Source organism: Lacipirellula limnantheis (assembly GCF_007746075.1).
Lineage (GTDB): Bacteria > Planctomycetota > Planctomycetia > Pirellulales > Lacipirellulaceae > Lacipirellula > Lacipirellula limnantheis.
Genome location: NZ_CP036339.1, coordinates 2386211 through 2404826 on the forward strand (window position 1 = coordinate 2386211; position 18616 = coordinate 2404826).

Consider the following 18616-nt stretch of genomic DNA (forward strand, 5'->3'; position numbering starts at 1 on the left):
AAAGGGGGACGCGTCGAATCCCTCGGGGTCTCCGTTTGAGCCGTCGCTATGCCTCCATGGCCCCCGCAACGCCGCCGGTAAACTTCCCGTCGTCAGCCGAGTGCCCCGCGAGCACTTGTGCCTTGTACCCGCCGCGCGATTTGAAGTACATGATCAGCCCGAGATAACAGACGCACATGATCGCTGGCAGCACGGCGATGTCGGCCAGTGCCAACTGCTTCGTCTCTCGCTGGATGCCTTCGACTTGCGTGCGAGTCGCCTCGGGAAGCGCGGCGATTTTTGCCTTGTCGATCGTTTGGAAATCGAAGAACTGACCTTTGGTCGTGGTCGCCAGCTCAGGGTATGTCTCTGGCAGGGCTTGTTCCACGGCAGCGGCAAGATTGCGGTCTTGAACAGTGCCAATCGCCGGCGAGCCAATCGTACCGGCGAAAATCATGCCGACGCCAGAAATCGCATTGAGCAGCAAAGCGCCCCCCTTGGGGTACTGCTCTGAAACGACGCCCAGCGTCGTTGGCCAGAAGAACGTCTTGCCGAAGGCGTAGACCGTGGCGGCGAGGATGAGCATGAAGACGGCTTCGCCAGCGTGCCCCAACCAGTAGAGCCCCACCGTCGCTAGCGCCGCGCAGACGGCGAGCAATCCTAGCGGCGAAATGCGATGGACAATCGGGCCCGCGAAGAACCGCAGCACAAACATAATTGCAGAGGTATAGACCAAGAACATCGTTCCCTTGACCGGGTCTCGCAGCGTCGAGCCCATAATGTCCTGGATCCAGCCGTCAGTTCCCAATTCAGTGGTCGCCAGTAACATCATGACCACCAGCAGGAACACGAACATCGGGCGGCCGAACGAATGGATGAAGACGCCGAACAGTACTGCCGGCGCGATTGCCCAGACGAGTCCTGCCTTCGGCGTCAGCAGCGGAGCGCTGCCTGGTTCGGCAAAGATCGAAACGAACTGGCTGATTCCCATGAGGATGAGAAAAGAAACGATGTACGCACTGGCCCAGCCGAACTCTTCGAGCATTGAACGGTAGCTCACGCCCGCTTCGACGCGTTCCTGCTGCGGGAAGCTTTGCCCGAGCAACAACAGGCCGTAGGCGATGATCGGCGGCAGCAGCAAGCCCATCTGCCACTGCCAAAGATGCCCCGGCAACTTGTCGCCCAACTGCGTACCGCCGAAGAAGACGGCAATCGACAACAGTCCGCCCAGCACGAGGCCGCCCGGCCAACCCGCATGCAGGACGTTGAGCCAGTGAGTCTTGTTGTTGCGATAGATGGTCGCCACCACCGGATTGATCACGGCTTCGACGGCGCCATTAGCCAGTCCGAAGATGAACGTCGCGATGTACAGCGTCTGGTAGTTCGGCGCGAAGATCGTGAGCAGCGACGACGCAAAGTGCCCAGTGAACGCCACCGCCATGATCCAGCCGTAGCCGATCCGGTCGATCACCAGGCTGAGCAAGATGATGGAAATAGCGAACGGGGCCAGACCGACGCCATTAAGAATTCCCTTTTGCTCTTCGGACAGACCGAATTGGAGAGCCCAGTCGCTCAGCACGGCTCCGCGAACGGCGAAGCCAAACGCGGTCGCCACCAGCGCGATGAAGCACCCCAGGAACAGCCGCCGCTCCGAGTGGTTGGTCTCCGCCATCAATGCCTCGCCGAAAAGGACGCCTGGGCGCCGGAAAAATGAGAAGAGTTTGAGATTGCGACGCAGTATAGCCCGCTAGCGTGGCGACTCCAAGCTATAGAACGCGCGGAGAATCATGAGAATTTTCACGTCGCCGAGCGGCCTGCCGGCGCAACCCGCTCGTCCTCGACCTGGCAAAGAATCTCATGGCGGCCGATCTTGCCGGTCTTTATGGTGGCAATGGCGAGGGAACGTCGGGCGTCGGCTCGGCGCGGCATCCTGGCGGCGGGATGCCCCGAGGCGTCGGCAACGTTGCACCGCGTCCCGCCAACTGGCATGTTAATGGGACGCCGACGACGATTGGCGTTGCTCGTCACGGAGCCGTTCGCTCGTTGCTCGCATCTTTACTCAAGCCTCCGGCGGAGTTTTCATCATGCGTCGATTTGCGCTACAGAGTTTGTTGTTCATTGCGTCGCTGGGAATGATTGCCTCGGCTGCGTTTGCCAAGGTGACCGAAACCGATTTCGGCAAGACCAAGGATGGCGTTCCGGCAAAAGTTTTTGAAGTGACCAACAAGAACGGCATGAAGGTCCGGCTGCTCAGCCGCGGGGCGACGCTCATCGGCGTCGACGTTCCTGATCGCGACGGCAAGCTCGCCGACGTGGTCTTCGGCTTCGACGACATGGCGGGGTACGAGTCGAAGGCCAACGGCTACTTCGGCTGTACCACCGGTCGCTACGCCAATCGCATTGCCAAGGCGAAGTTCACGCTTGATGGCAAAGAGTACAAACTCTTCGCCAACGATGGCCCGAATCACCTCCACGGCGGCGACGGCGAAAGCCTCGATAAGGTCGTCTGGGATGGCACGCCGTTCGAAAAGGATGGCGTCTCCGGCGTAGAGTTCGCGTACACGAGCCCCGACGGGCAAGAGGGCTATCCCGGCAAGCAGGAAATGAAGGTGACGTTCACGCTCAACGACAAGAATGAACTAACGATCGACTACTCAGCCAAGAGCGACAAGCCGACGGTGATCAACCTCACCAATCACGCTTATTTCAACCTCGGCGGCGCCGGCTCGCCGACGATTAACGACCATTTGCTAACGCTCAACGCCGACCGATACACTCCGGTCGACGAGACGCTGATCACCACGGGCAAGTTGGCGCCGGTCGACGGCACGCCGCTCGATTTCCGCACTCCCACCGCCATCGGCAAGCGGGTCGATCAGCTGACCAAGACCTCGACCCTGGGCTACGACCACAACTTCGTGATCAATCGGGGCGACGCCAAGCAGGGCGAGCTGGTCGAGGCCGCTAGGCTTGTTGACCCGCAGTCGGGCCGCACGCTGACCGTGATGACCGATCAGCCAGGCATTCAGTTCTACGGCGGTAATTTCCTCAAAGGCGACAAGGGCAAGGGGGGCAAGTCGTACCCTTACCGCAGCGCGTGCGCCCTGGAGACGCAGGTGTTCCCCGACTCGCCAAATAAGCAAGGGGTCGAGGGCTGGACCGATTGCGTGCTGCGTCCCGGCGAGGAATACACGCACACGTGCGTGTATGCGTTTGGGGTGGAGAAGTAGGCCAACTCCCGCGAAGCCGCGGTCACTAGAGCTGATTCAGGCCGGTGGAGCGTCATGCAGCAGCCGCGCGCCGTGAACGACCGCGACCACGTCGACTCGATCTGCTCTCAGCCTTTAGACAATTCGGTAAGCGCCCTCCAGCACCTCCCGAATCTCGGCGGAGTTGAACTCGGGAACGATTCCGCCAGATTCTGGATATTGGATGAGTTGCTCGGAGCGTCAAATGATGCGCTCCACCAAACGCTTCGCACATCCAACGGAATCAGCGGCAACGTAGTCGTGGATGCCTTGCAACTGCGCTCGGGCTGCATCGGTCCAGACGACTCTCATGCAGGCAGTCCGAATTGCCGCCGTAGCTCAGCGACTTCAGTGACTCGATCGGCAGTCGAGTCTTCAAGGCCGCGCTCAATGGTCTGTCGTACATAGATCCGGTACATCAATTCGTCCCACGACGCATCGGGCGGGAGAGACTGCACGATCTCCATCGCTTGATCGCGAATCGGCAATGGGGGCGTTGGTTGCATATTGGGTAATCCACTGAGCGGTTTTAAAAAACCTTACTGAATAATACGCGTTCTAATTTGAAGTAGCGCGATCGAGGTGAGTGGCGGCACAGACGGTTTTCATGAGTTCGGCGTCGAGAGCCACTTTCGTCCAGGCGTCGACGGCGGCTTGTTCGAGGGCGTCGTAATTGTCGTAGGCTCGGTTGCTCCAGCAGTGGCTCTTGAGATAGTGCCATAAATTCTCGATCGGATTGAGTTCGGGACTGTAGGCCGGCAGCGTGACGACGGTGACGTTGTCGGGAACGCGGAGTTGGCGGCTGATGTGAAAGCCGGCCCCGTCCCACAGCATCACGGCATGTTCGCCTGAGGGAATCGTCCGAGCGAACTGGGCGAGGAACTCATTGACGATCTTCGCATTGAGCTGCGGGCTGAGCAGCCCTTCGGCATGCCCCGTCTCGGGGCAGACCGCTCCCAGCACCCAGAGATATTCATACTCGGTCTGACGAATGGCCGTCGGCCGCGACCCGGTCCTGGCCCAGACGTTCGTGGTCGTTCCTTGTTGGCCGAACCGCGATTCGTCCTGGAAGTAGATCCGCAGACGTTTGGTCGGATACGCCGCGGCAATCGCTTGCACGCGTTCTGGCCACTGACGGAGGAACTCCGTTTGCTTTTCGGGGTCCGCCTTGCGATGCCGCGGCCGAGGGCGGAGGTACGAGTAGCCTAACCGGTGTAGCAAGTGATACACGCCGGCCAAAGAGCGGAGCAGATGGAACTCCTGCGCCAGAATCCGCTGCACGTCCTTGCCGCGCAGCGAGCAGACGTCGTCTTCCGCCGTGGGGCCAGCGTCGAGACGCTGACGAACTTCGTCCTGTTGTTGGGGCGTCAGCGGCAAACGCTCTTCGCGGCCGCGTCGATCGTTGAGGCCCGCCAGGCCTTGTTCGTTGTAGCGACGCACCCATCGCTGGCAGATGCGGCGACTCAGGCCCACGGCCATCGCCACGGCTGGAGCCGTCCATCCCTCCTGCGCCAGAATCACAATCCGCAGACGTTTGGCGCGGTCGGCGTCCTTCTCGACGCGTTCCAGACGCTTGAGTTCCGCCTGAGGCAAATGGCCCTTCACCTCCATCGCAACCTCTCAAAAAGGGGATTGCGATAGCATGATGGATAAACTGGGCGGGCGCAAGAGGAGGCGCGCTACTTCAAATTAGAACGCGTATTATACCACGGTTGCTCGATCTAGGAGCACTCACCCAGCAACTGCCGCAGCATCTGCTCCGGACGATTCAGAAATGCTTGCGTCACCCGGTAATGCTCGGTCTCTTTATACTCGACGCGCTGAATGCCGTTCGCCCCAAACTCGTAAATCCAGGCGTTCGGGTAGGCCATGATGATGGGCGAATGGGTCGCGATCACGAATTGCGATTCCCGCTTGACTAGTTCGTGCATCGCCACCAGAAAGGCGAGTTGCCGCTGCGGCGAGAGGGCCGCCTCTGGCTCGTCGAACAAGTTAAGTCCGTCGCCGCGGAGGCGATTGGTCATCAAGTCGATGAACGATTCGCCGTGCGACTGCTCGTGGTAAGACGTGGCGCCGTACGGACTTGTCGGGCTGACCAGCCCTAGCTTCTCAATTTCGCTCGCCACGTTGTAGAAGCTCTCGGCCCGCAGAAAAAAGCCGTCGCTCCGCCGGCGACCGCGAGGACTTCGTCCCAGCTGCACCCACTTGAACAAGTCTGCGTGGGAGTCGCGCGAATTAAAGTTAAAATTCCGCGTCCCCCCTTCCGCGTTGAAGCCGTCGGCCACGGCAATCGCTTCCAGCAGCGTGCTTTTGCCGCTGCCGTTCTCGCCGATGAAGAACGTCACGTGCGGATGGAGGTCGAGACGTTGCAGCGTCTTGATCGCCGGCAACTCGGCCGCACAGTTAGAGTCCAAATCGCCGCGCGAGCGATCGAGCGTGACGTAGACCACGTGCGGCTGGTACGGATGTTCCATCGTCACCCCGTCGGCGGATCGGGCAGCTTGCGAATCGTCCCCGGCACGATCGGCTCGTGCCGCATCGCGCTGGCGACCGCGGCGAAGGCCAACTCCAGACTCCGCAGATTGCTGCGCGCATCATTCGACGGCTGACGCTTCTCCTCGATCGCGCACAGCAACTCGCCCATTGTCCCATGGAACCCATCGGGAAACCATGCCCCGCTCAGCTTCGGCCGATAGTCGCCGCCGTCGCGCGATAGCTCAACGGTCTGTTGATTCACATTGGGCCCAAAGCTCCTCAACGTGCCGTGGCTACCGGCGACGTAGGCTTCGTCCCACGGATTGTGGGCGGCGTGCCCGTCGAACACCAGCGTCGCCTGAGCCCGCGGGTACTCGATGGATGCCTGCCCGAGAAGCGCCGGCATGATGTCTTGCGTCGGCGAGATCGCCGTCGAAGCGTAAACCCGCAGCGGCCGCTGCTTGCCCATCACCGTCGAAAGAAAATCAAACCAGTGAATGCCGAAGTCGTACAAGATCAGGTGATAAACCTTCTCGAATACGGTGCCGCGGACCCAGCTGTGGTCCCAGTGCACGCCGCAATGCACCGAGGCGACTTGGCCGATGAGGTCGGCTTCGACCGCCTCGCGAATGTAGCTGAAGTGCGGCGCCCAGCGGGCATTCTGGTTCACGGCCAGGAGGACGCCCTGTTTGTCCGCGAGATCGGCCAGCCGCTCGCCTTCGTCGATGTCGATGACGAATGGCTTCTGGCTCAGCACATGCTTCCCCGCTTCGAGGCAAGCGGCGATGATCGGTCCCCGGATTTCAGGGTGCGTGGTGACGTCAACGACCTCAACGTCGGCCTTTTGCAATAGCTCCTGGTAATCGGTGAACACCTGCGCATCGGGATAAAACTCATCCCGGCGTCGCTCGGCGGCTTCCTTCACCACGTCGCACAGCGCCGTGACGCGATAACCCGCTGCGCTATAGGCCCGTAGGTGATGGGTCGTGATTCCGCCGCAACCGACAAGGCCAATGCCTGGGCGGTATGACCTTGGATTCGTCGGCTGATACGTCAGGGCCGGCAGGCAGAAGCTCGGCACATTCTGCGGCGGCTTCGCCGCCACGTCAGTTGGTTCAGGCATGGGAAGGATCCCCGATGGTTGAGCAAGGTCTAGCGGCGCCAGCGTCGAGATTAAGCCGGATTTTCGCGCCTCGACACTCAGGAGAGCAACCGTTGAGGCCGCATTCGGCCGCTTGTAAATCGCCCTTACCTCGGTAAGTTAAAGGGTTTGCTGCTCATTTCACCGCCTCGCGGTGCTGGCTTGAGTCCACAGCCAGCGGCAGAGAGGCGCACGAAAATACTGGCAAGCCGCCTCGGTTTGCAATTCGCATACCATTGAGCCGCCGCCTCGGCTGGTCGGCCCACCCCTGATTTTCCCGAAGATGGCCAAAAAAGCTTCCAACAGCGACAAGCGAATCCTCCTGGTCGACGACGACGCCGAGATTATCGAATCGTTACGGCTGGCCCTCGAAGCCCAAGATTACCAAGTTCTCGTCGCGCGCGACGGCAATCAAGGCCTCGCGCTGATCGAGCGCGAAACGCCCGACCTGATCATTCTCGACATGATGATGCCCAAGCGCAGCGGCTTCCTTGTGCTCGAGCGGCTCAAACGTCTCGGCGAAAAGAAGCACCGGATCATCATGATCACGGCCAACGAAGGCAATCGCCACAAGGCCTACGCCGAAATGCTCGGCGTCGACGACTACGTTCGCAAGCCCTTCCCGATGGACCGCCTGATCCAGAGCGTCGATCGCTTGCTGAGCGAGTAGGGAAAAGTCCCGGATCGCAGATCTGAGAAGGCTCCGAATTGTTGGCCGAAGGCCTGCTCCCACCGTAGCCTAGGGCAACGCCCTAGGTGAATAGGTCTCCATCGATTCCTTTGGCTGAAGGCCATACTTATCCGCAACGCTCGCCAGCGACTCAATCCCAAACATACTGCTCGTCGTACTCTACCTCATAGCGTTCAAAAAAAGCTCGAAACTCTTCTTGAAACGTCTTCGCGCAATGATGCTCTTCTTGGTGGCGGACGTAATCCTCCGCCTCCTGGCGATGAGCCGGTCCTACGGAAAACATGCCGTAACCGCGCTGCCAATAGAACTCTCCAAAGGGGGCGCCGAGCGTCTTCACGAATTTCGACGATTCCCGCTTCGTCTGCTCGACGAACTCGATTGGCGTATGCTTTTTGCCCATGTCGAAGAGGATGTGAACGTGATCGTCGATGCCCCCGACGACGACCCAGGGCGAATCCATTTCGCGGATCGTCGTTGCCAGAAACGCATGGACGCGCGGGCGAATCTCATCATCCAAGAACGGTTGGCGATTCTTCGTGCTAAAGATGAGATGGGCGTAGAGCTTCGTGAGTGATTGCGGCACCGGTCCTCCCCTGACTCAACGTGAGGTAGCGGGTGGGTATGGCCTCCAGCCAAAGCGCGATGTTGGGCGTTTTTCCTGGGGCGTTGCCCCAGGCTACGGTTGGAGTAGGCCTTCGGCCAAAGGTCAACGAGGAGGCTGATGGCGCATCGATCACGCCTCTCGAGCTCCATCCCTGCCGCCTGTAGCCTGAAGCCTGCCCCCTAATCCATCGCGATGGTCCGCGCCAGCGGTTGCAGCACCGAGTCGATGACGTAATTGTCGACCACGTCTCGGCAGACGTCCCACAGCTTGTCGAGCATCGAGGCGTACGTTTGATTCGGCGGCAGGCTGCCGTACTGGCGCGCGGTGACGTAGACGCTCAGCTGTTCTTCCTGGAACTCGTTGGTCCGAATCTGATAGGCGTTCGTGCGCGCCTCGATGTTAAACCGGCATTGGATCCGGCATTCGTCGTCCAACGCGAACGTGAACGACGGTTCGTTGTTGATGATCGTTGCGCCAGGAATCGTCGCCATCCGCTCCAGGGCGGGGCAGACGCCCAGCGCCTCGGCGATCAGTTGGTTGTGGTTGCCGCGATAGCTGAAGTCGAACCCCATCAGCAGGTCCATCGCCTCGCAATCGAGCGGACTGACCGACAAGGCGTAGGGCGCCAACTCCAGCGTCAATCGATGTTGCTCCAGCGCCTCTTGCACCGACTGGGGATTCACCTGGCCCGAACAGATCCGTCGCGGCTCGATCGAACACCAGCGATAGGCGCCGCGATCCTTATCCTCTTCCAGGATAAAGTCGTTCTTGTCACGGGCGTAAAAGTTACGCATCTGCGGATACTGCTTCTGAATCTGCTCAAAATAGTGGAGCACCGTCTCGCGGCTGCTCGGTAGGTCCATCTCCGTGCTGAGATTCAGATTGATGTAGAAGTCGTCGGAGAGCGAGCTGTACGGGTTCATCGCGGTGGGACGTCCTCCAGAGGTTCGATCATCCTGCGCCGAACGCGGGACGTTCGACAGTTGGGCCACGGTTGGCCAAGCGGCCGCTTCATTGCTCGCCTCTCGTGTAAGTATAGGTCCGCTGGGAAAATGGTGTCAAAGACCCGCCCGAGCAAAACGCGCGGATTGCCGAAGTTAAGGCCGCTGCCAGCGAGAATTACCGCTTTCCGAGAAGAGTCTTCGCAGGTCAACAATAGCCGTGGTAAGCTGGAAGCCAGCCCGTCGAGGGCGGCTCAAACAGCGTTCCATGTCGACGATGGATTTCACCGGTCAACGACCAGATCGAGTAGCCATGTCAACCGTGCGGGATAGGCAAACGGTGACGCCCGCCCTGGTCTCCGGCGACAGCGATCTGGGCGGGTTGGCCGTAGCGGTCGTTGCCGGCGAAGTGACCGGCGTTTCGTTCGGCCAGCGTTCCGCAGCCATCGCGGCGACGGCTCTGGCTCGTCGGCTTTGCAGCGTCGACTCTGCCAAGTCCTTGTGCGAGTCGGTGGACGCCGCGGGCGACGACGTCGACCTCGCGGAGGAAGTCCTGGAGAAGCTCCGGCAATTCGCCGCTGGCGATGACGTCGACCTGACGCCAATTCCGCTGTCGCTCGGCCACCTCACGCCATTTCAGCGCCGCGTCGTTCGGACTTGCCGGGCCATCAAGCGGGGGGCGTTGCTCAGCTATGGCGAGGTGGCGGCGAAGGCCGGCAGCGCCGGGGCCGCCCGCGCGGTCGGGCAAGTGATGCGGACGAACCGAACGCCCCTGATTGTCCCGTGTCATCGCGTCGTCGCTGCCGGCGGCAAGCTGGGGGGATTCTCGGCGCCGCAAGGATTGGCGATGAAGCGCCGACTGTTGGAGTTAGAATCGGATCGACTATTTACGTAATCCGCGACGGCGAACTCGATCGGCCCGTATCGACCCGTTAGATTCTGCTCGCGGGGCAATCACCAACAACCGTGTACGTCGCCGTCGTCGAATTAGGACTTCCTATGCAACTCACACAGTCACACGATCGAACGCTGTCGCGTGTTGCCATTGGACGCGCCCTGCTGGCGCTGCTGCTTTGGGGCGCCTTGGTTCGTCCTTCGCAGGCGATCAATGTTACGCTCGATTACACTTACGATACGTCGAACTTCTTCGGCGCCGGCAATCCGAGCGGCGCGACGGCTGGCGGCCAAGCGAAGGCGGCGCTCGAGGCGGTTGCTAGTTTCTATTCGACGATTCTTAAGGATACTTTTTCAGCAATTGAAGTTCCTGCGAACTTCCAAAGCTCTTTCGGAGGCGTGGCGACGTTTGCGTGGACGCCAAGCTTCAACAATCCCGCAACCGGAGCTACCGCTCAAGCACCGCTTCAATCAGTCGCCGCGGATGAGTATCGGATTTTTGCCGGAGCACGAAGTCTTGGCGCCGGCACCCTCGGTATTGGTGGATTCGCGGCCGGCGGCTACTCGTACAACATTTCCGGTGTGTTCGGACCGGGGGAATACAACACTCAGGTGCAAAAAGCGAATGCGTTCGCAGCGGCAGTGACCACTCGAGGAGAGTCGAGTGGATTTGCCGCGTGGGGAGGCTCAATTACCTTCGACAACGATGGGTCAACGAACTGGCACTATAACCACACATTGCAGCCTACGGCAGGTACGAGCGACTTCTACTCAGTCGCAATTCACGAGTTGGGCCATGCCCTCGGGCTGGGAGTCTCCGATGAGTGGAAGGCATATGCGACGTCCCCCAATTTCACTGGCCCGGCCGCTACGTCCAATTACGGCGGGAACCCACCTTTGTCGCCGCTAGTAGGCGGCACCCGCGGTCATTGGGCGTCTGGCACGATGAGCACGATTTTGGGGACGAACACATCGCAAGAAGCGGCAATGGATCCCGAAGTCACCACCGGCACGCGCAAGCGGCTGACTGCGCTCGACGCCGCCGCGCTGAGCGACATCGGTTGGACCGTCGTCCCGCCTCCGCCAACGACTTTCAACCCCGCCGACTTCAACGAAGACACGCTAGTGAATGGCGCGGACCTCACGACGTGGAAAGGCGCCTTCGGCCTCAACGCCAACGGCGACGCCGATGGCGACAACGATAGCGACGGCGCCGATTATCTCATTTGGCAGCGCAACTTCGGCGCCACCTCAACTAGCGGGACGTTGGCAATGATTCCTGAACCGACGACGTTGACGCTGATGGCGGGAAGCGCCGGCCTGCTAATCTATGCTCGGCGTCGGCGGCTCGGCCGTTAGGCCGCTTCCAACGGCCGCATCCTCGCGGCGTTGCGGCTCCACTCGGCGATCCGCTCGTCCGATGGCGCGTTGCCGTGGCGCAAGATTCGTTGTCCCTGGGCGCTCCGACAGGTCTCGCGAACCCGCGTCACCAAGTCCTCCGCCTTCGCGCCGGCGACTTGCTCCGCTTCGTGGAATCCGCTGGCGACCAGCAGTTGAGCGCCGACGCCGCGCAGTTCCGGAATCCGGCAGACGAGGCGGGCTTCACGCTGCCAACGCGTGATGACGCCGGCCGTCACCTTCGCTTCGCCAAGTTCTTGCGCCGTCGATTCGGGACTCGCATTGAGCAGGTCAGCGACCGTGCGGATGCCGACGCCCGCCAGTCGCTCGGCGGCGATTGGGCCAATCGACGGAGCGTCGACCACTGGGCTGCTGCGCTGCAAATGAAACTGCACCGGTCCCTTCGAGCTGGCGTCCCTCTTCGCGGCTTGGCCTTTGGAAGTCCGCGCGCCGACGGCTGCGGGTCGTTCACTCTTTGCAGACACGGTGGACGCCGTCGGACGCGGCCCGGCCGGAAGCAGCGACGGTCGATCGACCCAGCCGTACTTCTTCTTTGCCAGCAGCCAATTCTCCCGCTGCGTTCGGGCGAGTTTCTGCGTTTCAGCAAGTTCATCACGGGTGTACCGGGTTCGCAGCGCCGCGAAACGACGGCCGCGGTCGCTGGCCAGGAACTGGTCGATTGCTTCGCTCAGCAGACGCACATCGACGGCAAACAGCGCCTCGGGCGAGCCGATCTCGTTGGCCGCCAACACCTGGGCGTCATTCAGCGAGACGCCCGGCACGAAGCACATCAGGCTCATGTGGGTCTGCCAGAGTCGCACCGCGTCGGCCGTCAGGCCTGGGCGAGCCAGACGAAGGGCGACCTCGTTAGCGTCGGCGGCCAGCAAATCCTCCACCGTCGTAATGTTCAACTCCGCGAAGATCTTGGCGGTGTCGTTGCCGAGCACCGGAAAGTCTGCGATCGAGCCGGTGCGCGAGAGGAAGAAGACATCCTGTTCGTCGTCGTCCGGGGACCACTCGCCGGCAATGCGGAGCTGCGGCTTTCGTTCGCCCACGGTCTCACGGACGATTTTCACTGTGGCGGCTGCCGCGGGTTCGGGCGTTAGCTCGACGACGATCGGGGCAGGGGAGGGCGGGGCCGCCGCGCGGGCGCCGCGACGCAGCTCATCGAGGTCGCGAACCTCGTCGCCCAGCGATTCGAACCGCCGCGCAGCTTCGCGGTCTTCCGTCAAGACGATCAACTGGCGACCTTGCCGTGCGAATTCGTGCAGCACGCCCGCCATTGCGGCGACGCCGCGGGCGTCTTGTCGCAAGAACGGCTCATCGAGGAACAAGGGCAAGTCGATGCTTCGCGCCGCAAACGAAGACACTAGCGCCAGTGTCAGCGCCAAATAAAGCTGGTCTTGCTGAGCGGGCGACAATTCGGCCAACGTCAGGACGCGGCCCTCGCGATCGATGACGGTCGCGCCACGCCCCTCGCGGTCCATGCGAATCTGCACGAGCTGTCCGTCCGTCAATTGAGCAAGGGTATCAGACGCACGCCATGGCCGACGATGGTCCGAAGCAAGCGGCGCATGGAGCGTCGCCGTCGAGTCCGACGCATGAATGGCCCGTTGAATATCGCTTTCCAGCTGCTGGAGCTCGGCGCGCAACTGGTCGAGCGTCGAACGCACCGTCGTCTGCGCGCGTCCTTGTTGCAGGATTTGCCAGCGACCTTCCAGCGACTTGATCTCCCGCTGCAACGCGTCGCAGGCGCCGCGAAGTTCGTTCATCTCATGTTCGGCTTCGTTCCGACGCTGCCGCGCATCGGCTTCGTACCGCGGGCGATCGGTGCGAGCCAGCAGCATCGCGTCAGCGTCGCGGACGAACTCGGCATGTCCCTGGCATTGGCAGTGCGCCGCGGCGGGCGATTGCGGCAACGCCACCGCCGGGCGGTAGCTAAGCTGCGCCGCATGAACATGCGCTTGCCGCCGGTGCAGGAGGTGCTCCAACTGCTCGCTCAAATCGCTTTGCGCCCGCGACAGCTGCCGGCTCTCGGCGTTGAGTTCCACGCGCCGCACGGCACGTTCCTGCTCCGTCACCTGTCCGCACAGCGCGTAGAGTTGCTGCCGCAGCATCTGCGCCACCGGCGACATCCGCGCGTGCGCGTCGCAGCCGACGCAACGCCCCGGCTCGTGCGAACGGGCCAGCTGCGAGACCTCGGCGTCGAGATCATCGAGCAACCGTTCCAATACGCCGACGGTGACGCGCTGGTCGGCGAGCGAACTGGCGCTGTCAGCCGTGCCGTCGGGGTGCACCTCCGCCAGCTCGCGCCGCACCGTTGCTTCGCGCGCTTGCAGGTCGCTGAGCGTCTGGCGGCAGCGACCAATTTCCGCGTCCAGCTGCTCCAGTTCGCGTCGGTGCTTCTCGGCATCAATCTCCGGCCCCCGCCGCACCGCCGTCTCCAATGCAAAATAGCGGAGCCGAGCTTCGATTTCCGCAAGCTTCGCCTCCGCCGTCCGTAGCTTCAGCTGCAATTGTTCCGCCTGCCGGCGGCGATCAGCGAGCGTCGCCTCGACGCTGACCAGGTCTTTATGCAGCGTATTGCTCTCGCGCCGGCTGGCCGACATCTCCTCTTCGATCTGCTTGACCACCGCGTCGCGGCGGGCCACCAGTTCGTCAACGCGACGGCGATCAAACGCCGTACGCGGCGCCGCAGCATGCGCCCGACAGACAACGCCGTCAGGCGAGTCATGTGCTGACTGCTGGGGATGAAGCGCGAGCGTGAACTCCCGGGCGAACTCGCCGTCGAGCAGCGTCGCTGCCCGCGGCGGTTGGGCGAAGTCGACCGCGTACAACTCGGCTACCAGCCGCGGCGAAACGCCCGCCAGCAGCGAGCGCACCGTCCCGCTATCGACGGCGGGTCCGCCAGCCGTCGCAATCGAAAGTCGCCCGTAGGGCGAACCATCGCGATGCCGCCGCAGCGTGTACCGCCCGCGCGGTCCGTCGACTTCGAGCGAACCCTCCGCCAGCGGCGTGCTTTGGCCGAACTGCCGACGCCACGCGCTGTCGTGTTTGCCGTAGAGCAGTTGCGCAGCGAGCTGCGCGACGGTGCTTTTGCCGGTTCGCGGGCCGCCGAAGAAGACGTTTAAGTCGGGCGCGAAACGATCGACGACAAGCTCTGGCCAGGCGCCTTGCCCGGCGAGGCGAAGTTGGGTCACGTTCATCCGTTGGCGTCCTTGCGTGGGGTGCGAGCCATCCTGGCTCGCCTCGTATCGCACGAAGCAGGCATCGCCGCGGACTGTCTGTTTTTAGCGGGAAAGCTTGGACCATAGGTCCGGTAGGAGGCCCGCGGCGGGCGTGTATCGGCGGGTAGGGTAACCCATCCCGACCGTTCCAACAACGCGAGTCTGTATGCTACGGTAACTCTGCGGTTGGAAGCCGCGAACGTTTACCCATCCCACAACGCCCATTCAGCCCCGCCCGCTAGCGGCGGGCCCGCAACGCCATGCCTCACGCGCCCTACGATGCCATCGTCCTCGGAGCCGGCGGCGTCGGCAGCGCCGCCATGTGGCAGCTAGCACGTCGCGGCCTGCGCGTGCTTGGCATCGACCGCTTCGCGCCGCCGCACGGTGAGGGAAGTTCGCATGGCCAGACGCGCATCATCCGGCAAGCCTATTTCGAACATGCCGACTATGTGCCGCTGCTGCTCGAAAGCTATCGCCTGTGGGAGGAACTTGAAGGCCTCGCCGGGCAGCGGCTGAAGATTGAAACGGGGCTCCTCGAAGTCGGTCCCCGCGACGGCGTCGTCGTCCCCGGCGTCTTGAGCGCAGCGCGTCAGCATGGTCTCGCCGTCGAAGAACTCGCCGCCGCCGAGATTGAGTCGCGCTGGCCCGGCTTTCGAATGCCAGAAAACCAATCGCCTGAACTCGCCGGCGTCTTCGAACCGCGCGCCGGTTACCTCCGGGTCGAAGAGTGCGTCGCCGCATGCCTGGCCGAAGCCCAGCGCCACGGCGCCGAACTCCTGCCGAACGTCGAAGTCCACGACTGGCACGCCGGCGCCGACATTCTCGTCCGCACCGCTGCCGGCGACTTCCGCGCCAACCGCCTGGTGATCACCGCCGGCGCCTGGGCCGGCCCGCTGCTGCACAATCTCGGCGTCTCGCTCGAAGTCCGCCGCAAGCCGCTCATGTGGTACGAGCCGCACGACGCCAGCGCTAGCGCCGCCGCGCTCACCAGCGCCGCCAACGGTTTCCCCTGCTTCCTCTTCGAACTCCCCCACGGCATCTTCTACGGCTTCCCCGTCGTCGACGAACGCGGTCTCAAGGCGGCCGAACACTCCCGCGGCGACGCGATTGTCGACCCGCTGGCCGTCGACCGCCAACTTCACGCGACTGACCGTCAGCGCGTCGACCAGTTCTTGCAGACGCACATCCCCAGCGTTCGCACCCCGTGCCGCGAACACGCCGTCTGCCTCTACACGATGTCGCCCGACGAGCACTTCATCGTCGACCGTCATCCCGACGACCCGCGCGTCGTCTTCGCCGCCGGGTTGTCGGGGCATGGCTTCAAGTTCACGCCGGTCTTGGGCAAAGCGCTGGCTGAGTTGGCGACCGCAGGGGTGACGTGCCAGCCGACGGCCTTCCTGTCGCTCAGGCGGTTCGGGCGGAGCTAACATCGCTTCACCTCGTTGAGGCTTGGCTCTGCTGTCGCTTGGCTGGGGTCATGGCGAGCTTGGACATCGTTTCTGTCGCGAGATGCGTTCTAGAGCCCTTCTCACTTCCATGTCGCGATTTAGCCCCCACTCCGAGCTTGCCGCCGCCGTTCTCTCACTTGAAATGGCGACGGTTAACGCCGTCACCACAGAGCCCGCAGAGAGCACAGAGGAAAATGGAAAGAGATTTCCTTGGCCATCTTCTCCGTGGTCTCGGTGGGCTCTGTGGTAAATGGTTGCCGCTGAGCTACTCAGGCAAGCTTCGAAGCTAACGAGGGGCTTGAAAGTTCGGAGTGATGCGCCGGGCGACAGCTGGCGCTGACGGGCGATGTCCAAAAAAATCTGTGGGAGGGGTCTCCGACCCCGATGCGGCGTTGAGCAACCACAACCGCTCGTAGTGGTGAGCGAAGTCGGCGTCGGAGACGCGTCCCACAAACCAACTTTTGTGCAACGCCGTGGGGGTGGCGACTGAGCCTCTTGTGACTGGTCCTCCTGTGACTGGCCTCGTGCGGCCGCGCCGCCCAGGTCGGCGAGTGCGCCACAACCTGGGGCGCCCCCCTTGGCGATGGTGGAGACGTTGAGGGGGTCGGGAGCCTTTTGCCACTGGGAAGCCTGCTTTGCGTGGAACGCCGCCAGTGGCAAAAGGCTCCCGACCCCATCGAGGCGTGTCGTCGCGTGTCGCGTTGTGTCGCCTGTCGCCTGTCGCCTGTCGTGTGTCGTGTGTCGCCTGGTGTCGCCTCATGCATTTTGGGCGACACGAGTCCAAAGTGGTTGAGCGGGTTGGAGTTGCGGCGTCGCTCGCGGCGACAGGGACGACGACAGCTCTGATTTCTTGCCGTTGAGGGAGGGGTCTCCGAGCCCGAGGCGGCGTGAAGCAGCGCTGGCGGCTCGGAATGGAATGCAGAATCGGCGTCGGAGACGCCTCCCACAAAATGTGCGCTCTCGCCAGCGACAGCCGTCAGGTGCGGCGCAGGGGCGGGCAGGGAATGAGCCTCTCCCGGCGGATGGCGCATCGGCGCAGCGGTGGCGCAGAACATGGACATGCGACCACTATAGCGGGCGGGGTGGCCTTTTTCTAGATGGGAGTTGATGGAATGATCGCGCTGCACAGTTCGCCGCGGCGAATGTGCAGCGGGTAGGCGTTCTCCATCAACCGCAGGCGGCTGGATGCCCGGTCCTTCAGGCTGCTTGCAAGCCAATCAGTGGCCGCCATGCCGTAGCGGCGCTGCTCACTGGCGACACGCCAGTGGCATCCGGCGACGGCGGGCAGCAACCGCGCCGACGCCAAACATGGCGATCGAAACCGCTGTCGGCTCGGGAACCTGTATGTTGGCGACGAACGCCTCGTCCTGGCCGTTGGGATTGCGACCGTATCCGACAACCGTACTGCCGTCTCCTGAAATCCCATAGGCATATAACCGTGTCCAATTCTCGAAACCGGTCGCACCGCCAGCCGCGAGAACGTCTCGCAAGTTGAGCATGCCGGACGCGGCCGTCCAGACGAACGAATCGGGTATGCCAGAATCACTGGTCCCGACAACAACGGAGCCATCGGCAGAGACGTCGTACGCGCTACTTTGGACCGAGCCGCCCGGCAAATCCCCAAGGCCAACCATCCCGCCCGATTGCGTCCAGCGAAACGCAACAAAGTCATTGGCGGCCCCGCTGTTACTGCCGCCAACGATGACCGAGCCATCCGCCGATATCTCATTGGCGAAGCTTTGACTGTTCGTGGCCGGAAGCGCCCCAAGACTCACGCGGCCTGTCGCTTCGGTCCAACGGGCCGCATAGGTGACGCCCCCATCACCGAACCAGCCTGCAACGACCGAGCCATCCGCCGAGACGCCTTTGGCGGTGCTAAGTGGCAAGAAGACACTCCCCGTGGCGTTCGTCCAACGGTAGTTTCCTCCAACGATGACCGACCCGTCGTGTGACAAACCATACGCGGCACCGCCCCGAAGTGCAGTCATCCCCTCGGACTGAGTCCACCGATAACCACCTGAGTTGCCGATAATCCCGGTGATGACCAGCCCATTTTCGGAAATATCGGTCGCGAACGTACTGTTGAAAACGCCGTCAGGTAAGGCAGACATCCCGCCGCTTTCTGTCCAACGAAACGACTGGGACGCTTGAAAACTTCCAGAAGCGCCAACAACGACAGACCCGTCGTATGAGACGCCGTGCGCCACACTACGGTAGAAGCCGCCCGCCAAGGCCCCTAGCGGGGTAAACGACGCGCCACGGGACGTGGCGCAGGCGAGCAAGAAACAAGTGAGAAGAATGGATTTCGTGACAGTCCGAATCATGAGACGCCTCTCCGTCCGCAGCCCGGCGACGCCGGGAAATGGAGATAAAACCGGTTATCAGGCTCAAGACGATATTTGCTAATCCTACCCGAGATTATCGCGGAACGCCAAGCATCCACCCCCGCTCGCCTGTGCGGGCTCACTCGCCCTGTTCATCGGGAGCGGGCCAGCGGCGAGCGTCGTCACCAGCGGCGCGGATGCGGATGGGGAATGAACCTCTCCCGGCGGATGACGCGTCGGCGCAGC

Annotated in this window: 15 protein-coding genes; 5 read left to right on the top strand and 10 right to left on the bottom strand. The window is 62.4% G+C overall.

What is annotated here, in order from left to right:
• Positions 1 to 46 precede the first annotated feature (46 nt).
• Together I41_RS09395 and I41_RS09400 are read right to left on the bottom strand one after the other, a co-directional pair.
• The gene (locus I41_RS09395) at positions 47 to 1651 is read right to left on the bottom strand and encodes an MFS transporter (protein ID WP_145432301.1); all 1605 of its coding nucleotides are present in this window, start codon (positions 1649 to 1651) and stop codon (positions 47 to 49) included.
• 125 nt (positions 1652 to 1776) lie between these two features.
• Positions 1777 to 2007, bottom strand: a complete 231-nt coding sequence (locus tag I41_RS09400; RefSeq protein WP_145432302.1) for a hypothetical protein — start codon at positions 2005 to 2007, stop codon at positions 1777 to 1779.
• A 56-nt stretch (positions 2008 to 2063) separates the two neighbouring features.
• On the opposite strand from I41_RS09400, the gene I41_RS09405 reads away from it, so the two are divergent.
• Positions 2064 to 3209, top strand: coding sequence for an aldose epimerase family protein (locus I41_RS09405; protein ID WP_145432303.1), 1146 nt, complete (start codon positions 2064 to 2066; stop codon positions 3207 to 3209).
• A 326-nt stretch (positions 3210 to 3535) separates the two neighbouring features.
• Here the strand turns inward: I41_RS09405 and I41_RS09410 are convergent, their stop codons facing one another.
• The 4 genes from I41_RS09410 to I41_RS09425 form a co-directional block, all read right to left on the bottom strand.
• Positions 3536 to 3733: a hypothetical protein gene (locus I41_RS09410; RefSeq protein ID WP_145432304.1), complete on the bottom strand. Its 198-nt coding sequence runs from the start codon at positions 3731 to 3733 to the stop codon at positions 3536 to 3538.
• A gap of 52 nt (positions 3734 to 3785) precedes the next feature.
• Positions 3786 to 4838 (bottom strand): IS630 family transposase, encoded by a 1053-nt coding sequence (locus I41_RS09415; RefSeq protein WP_145431984.1) that lies wholly within the window; start codon positions 4836 to 4838, stop codon positions 3786 to 3788.
• 110 nt (positions 4839 to 4948) lie between these two features.
• A complete protein-coding gene (locus I41_RS09420; RefSeq protein ID WP_145432305.1) occupies positions 4949 to 5701 on the bottom strand; it encodes an AAA family ATPase in 753 nt (250 codons plus the stop codon).
• A 2-nt stretch (positions 5702 to 5703) separates the two neighbouring features.
• Positions 5704 to 6825, bottom strand: coding sequence for a Gfo/Idh/MocA family protein (locus I41_RS09425; protein WP_145432306.1), 1122 nt, complete (start codon positions 6823 to 6825; stop codon positions 5704 to 5706).
• A gap of 301 nt (positions 6826 to 7126) precedes the next feature.
• Here I41_RS09425 and I41_RS09430 point away from each other — a divergent pair, with 301 nt between their 5' ends.
• Positions 7127 to 7513, top strand: coding sequence for a response regulator transcription factor (locus tag I41_RS09430; RefSeq protein WP_145432307.1), 387 nt, complete (start codon positions 7127 to 7129; stop codon positions 7511 to 7513).
• Positions 7514 to 7664: 151 nt separating this feature from the next.
• Here I41_RS09430 and tnpA read toward each other — a convergent pair whose 3' ends face one another.
• Entirely contained in the window at positions 7665 to 8117 is a 453-nt protein-coding gene (gene tnpA / locus I41_RS09435; protein ID WP_145432308.1) for an IS200/IS605 family transposase, read from the bottom strand.
• A 200-nt stretch (positions 8118 to 8317) separates the two neighbouring features.
• Complete coding sequence (locus I41_RS09440; protein ID WP_145432309.1) at positions 8318 to 9061, bottom strand: hypothetical protein; 744 nt, start codon at positions 9059 to 9061, stop codon at positions 8318 to 8320.
• 331 nt (positions 9062 to 9392) lie between these two features.
• On the opposite strand from I41_RS09440, the gene I41_RS09445 reads away from it, so the two are divergent.
• Entirely contained in the window at positions 9393 to 9974 is a 582-nt protein-coding gene (locus I41_RS09445; protein WP_168206787.1) for a methylated-DNA--[protein]-cysteine S-methyltransferase, read from the top strand.
• 104 nt (positions 9975 to 10078) lie between these two features.
• The gene (locus I41_RS09450; protein WP_145432311.1) at positions 10079 to 11332 is read left to right on the top strand and encodes a matrixin family metalloprotease; all 1254 of its coding nucleotides are present in this window, start codon (positions 10079 to 10081) and stop codon (positions 11330 to 11332) included.
• Here the strand turns inward: I41_RS09450 and I41_RS09455 are convergent.
• Positions 11329 to 14577, bottom strand: coding sequence for a DUF4332 domain-containing protein (locus I41_RS09455; RefSeq protein ID WP_145432312.1), 3249 nt, complete (start codon positions 14575 to 14577; stop codon positions 11329 to 11331). The genes I41_RS09450 and I41_RS09455 overlap by 4 nt on opposite strands.
• Before the next feature lie 281 nt (positions 14578 to 14858).
• Here I41_RS09455 and solA point away from each other — a divergent pair, with 281 nt between their 5' ends.
• Positions 14859 to 16025 (top strand): N-methyl-L-tryptophan oxidase, encoded by a 1167-nt coding sequence (gene solA, locus I41_RS09460; protein WP_145432313.1) that lies wholly within the window; start codon positions 14859 to 14861, stop codon positions 16023 to 16025.
• A 1268-nt stretch (positions 16026 to 17293) separates the two neighbouring features.
• On the opposite strand, the gene I41_RS09465 is transcribed toward solA, so the two are convergent.
• Positions 17294 to 18277: a PEP-CTERM sorting domain-containing protein gene (locus tag I41_RS09465; protein WP_210421141.1), complete on the bottom strand. Its 984-nt coding sequence runs from the start codon at positions 18275 to 18277 to the stop codon at positions 17294 to 17296.
• Positions 18278 to 18616: the final 339 nt, after the last annotated feature.

Bases quoted from the DNA above. Each gene is read 5' to 3' on its own strand.
- I41_RS09395 (WP_145432301.1), bottom strand. From the start codon at position 1,651: ATGGCGGAGACCAACCACTCGGAGCGGCGGCTGTTCCTGGGGTGCTTC.
- I41_RS09405 (WP_145432303.1), top strand. From the start codon at position 2,064: ATGCGTCGATTTGCGCTACAGAGTTTGTTGTTCATTGCGTCGCTGGGA.
- I41_RS09410 (WP_145432304.1), bottom strand. From the start codon at position 3,733: ATGCAACCAACGCCCCCATTGCCGATTCGCGATCAAGCGATGGAGATC.
- I41_RS09415 (WP_145431984.1), bottom strand. From the start codon at position 4,838: ATGGAGGTGAAGGGCCATTTGCCTCAGGCGGAACTCAAGCGTCTGGAA.
- I41_RS09420 (WP_145432305.1), bottom strand. From the start codon at position 5,701: ATGGAACATCCGTACCAGCCGCACGTGGTCTACGTCACGCTCGATCGC.
- I41_RS09425 (WP_145432306.1), bottom strand. From the start codon at position 6,825: ATGCCTGAACCAACTGACGTGGCGGCGAAGCCGCCGCAGAATGTGCCG.
- I41_RS09430 (WP_145432307.1), top strand. From the start codon at position 7,127: ATGGCCAAAAAAGCTTCCAACAGCGACAAGCGAATCCTCCTGGTCGAC.
- I41_RS09440 (WP_145432309.1), bottom strand. From the start codon at position 9,061: ATGAACCCGTACAGCTCGCTCTCCGACGACTTCTACATCAATCTGAAT.
- I41_RS09445 (WP_168206787.1), top strand. From the start codon at position 9,393: ATGTCAACCGTGCGGGATAGGCAAACGGTGACGCCCGCCCTGGTCTCC.
- I41_RS09450 (WP_145432311.1), top strand. From the start codon at position 10,079: ATGCAACTCACACAGTCACACGATCGAACGCTGTCGCGTGTTGCCATT.
- I41_RS09455 (WP_145432312.1), bottom strand. From the start codon at position 14,577: ATGAACGTGACCCAACTTCGCCTCGCCGGGCAAGGCGCCTGGCCAGAG.
- solA (WP_145432313.1), top strand. From the start codon at position 14,859: ATGCCTCACGCGCCCTACGATGCCATCGTCCTCGGAGCCGGCGGCGTC.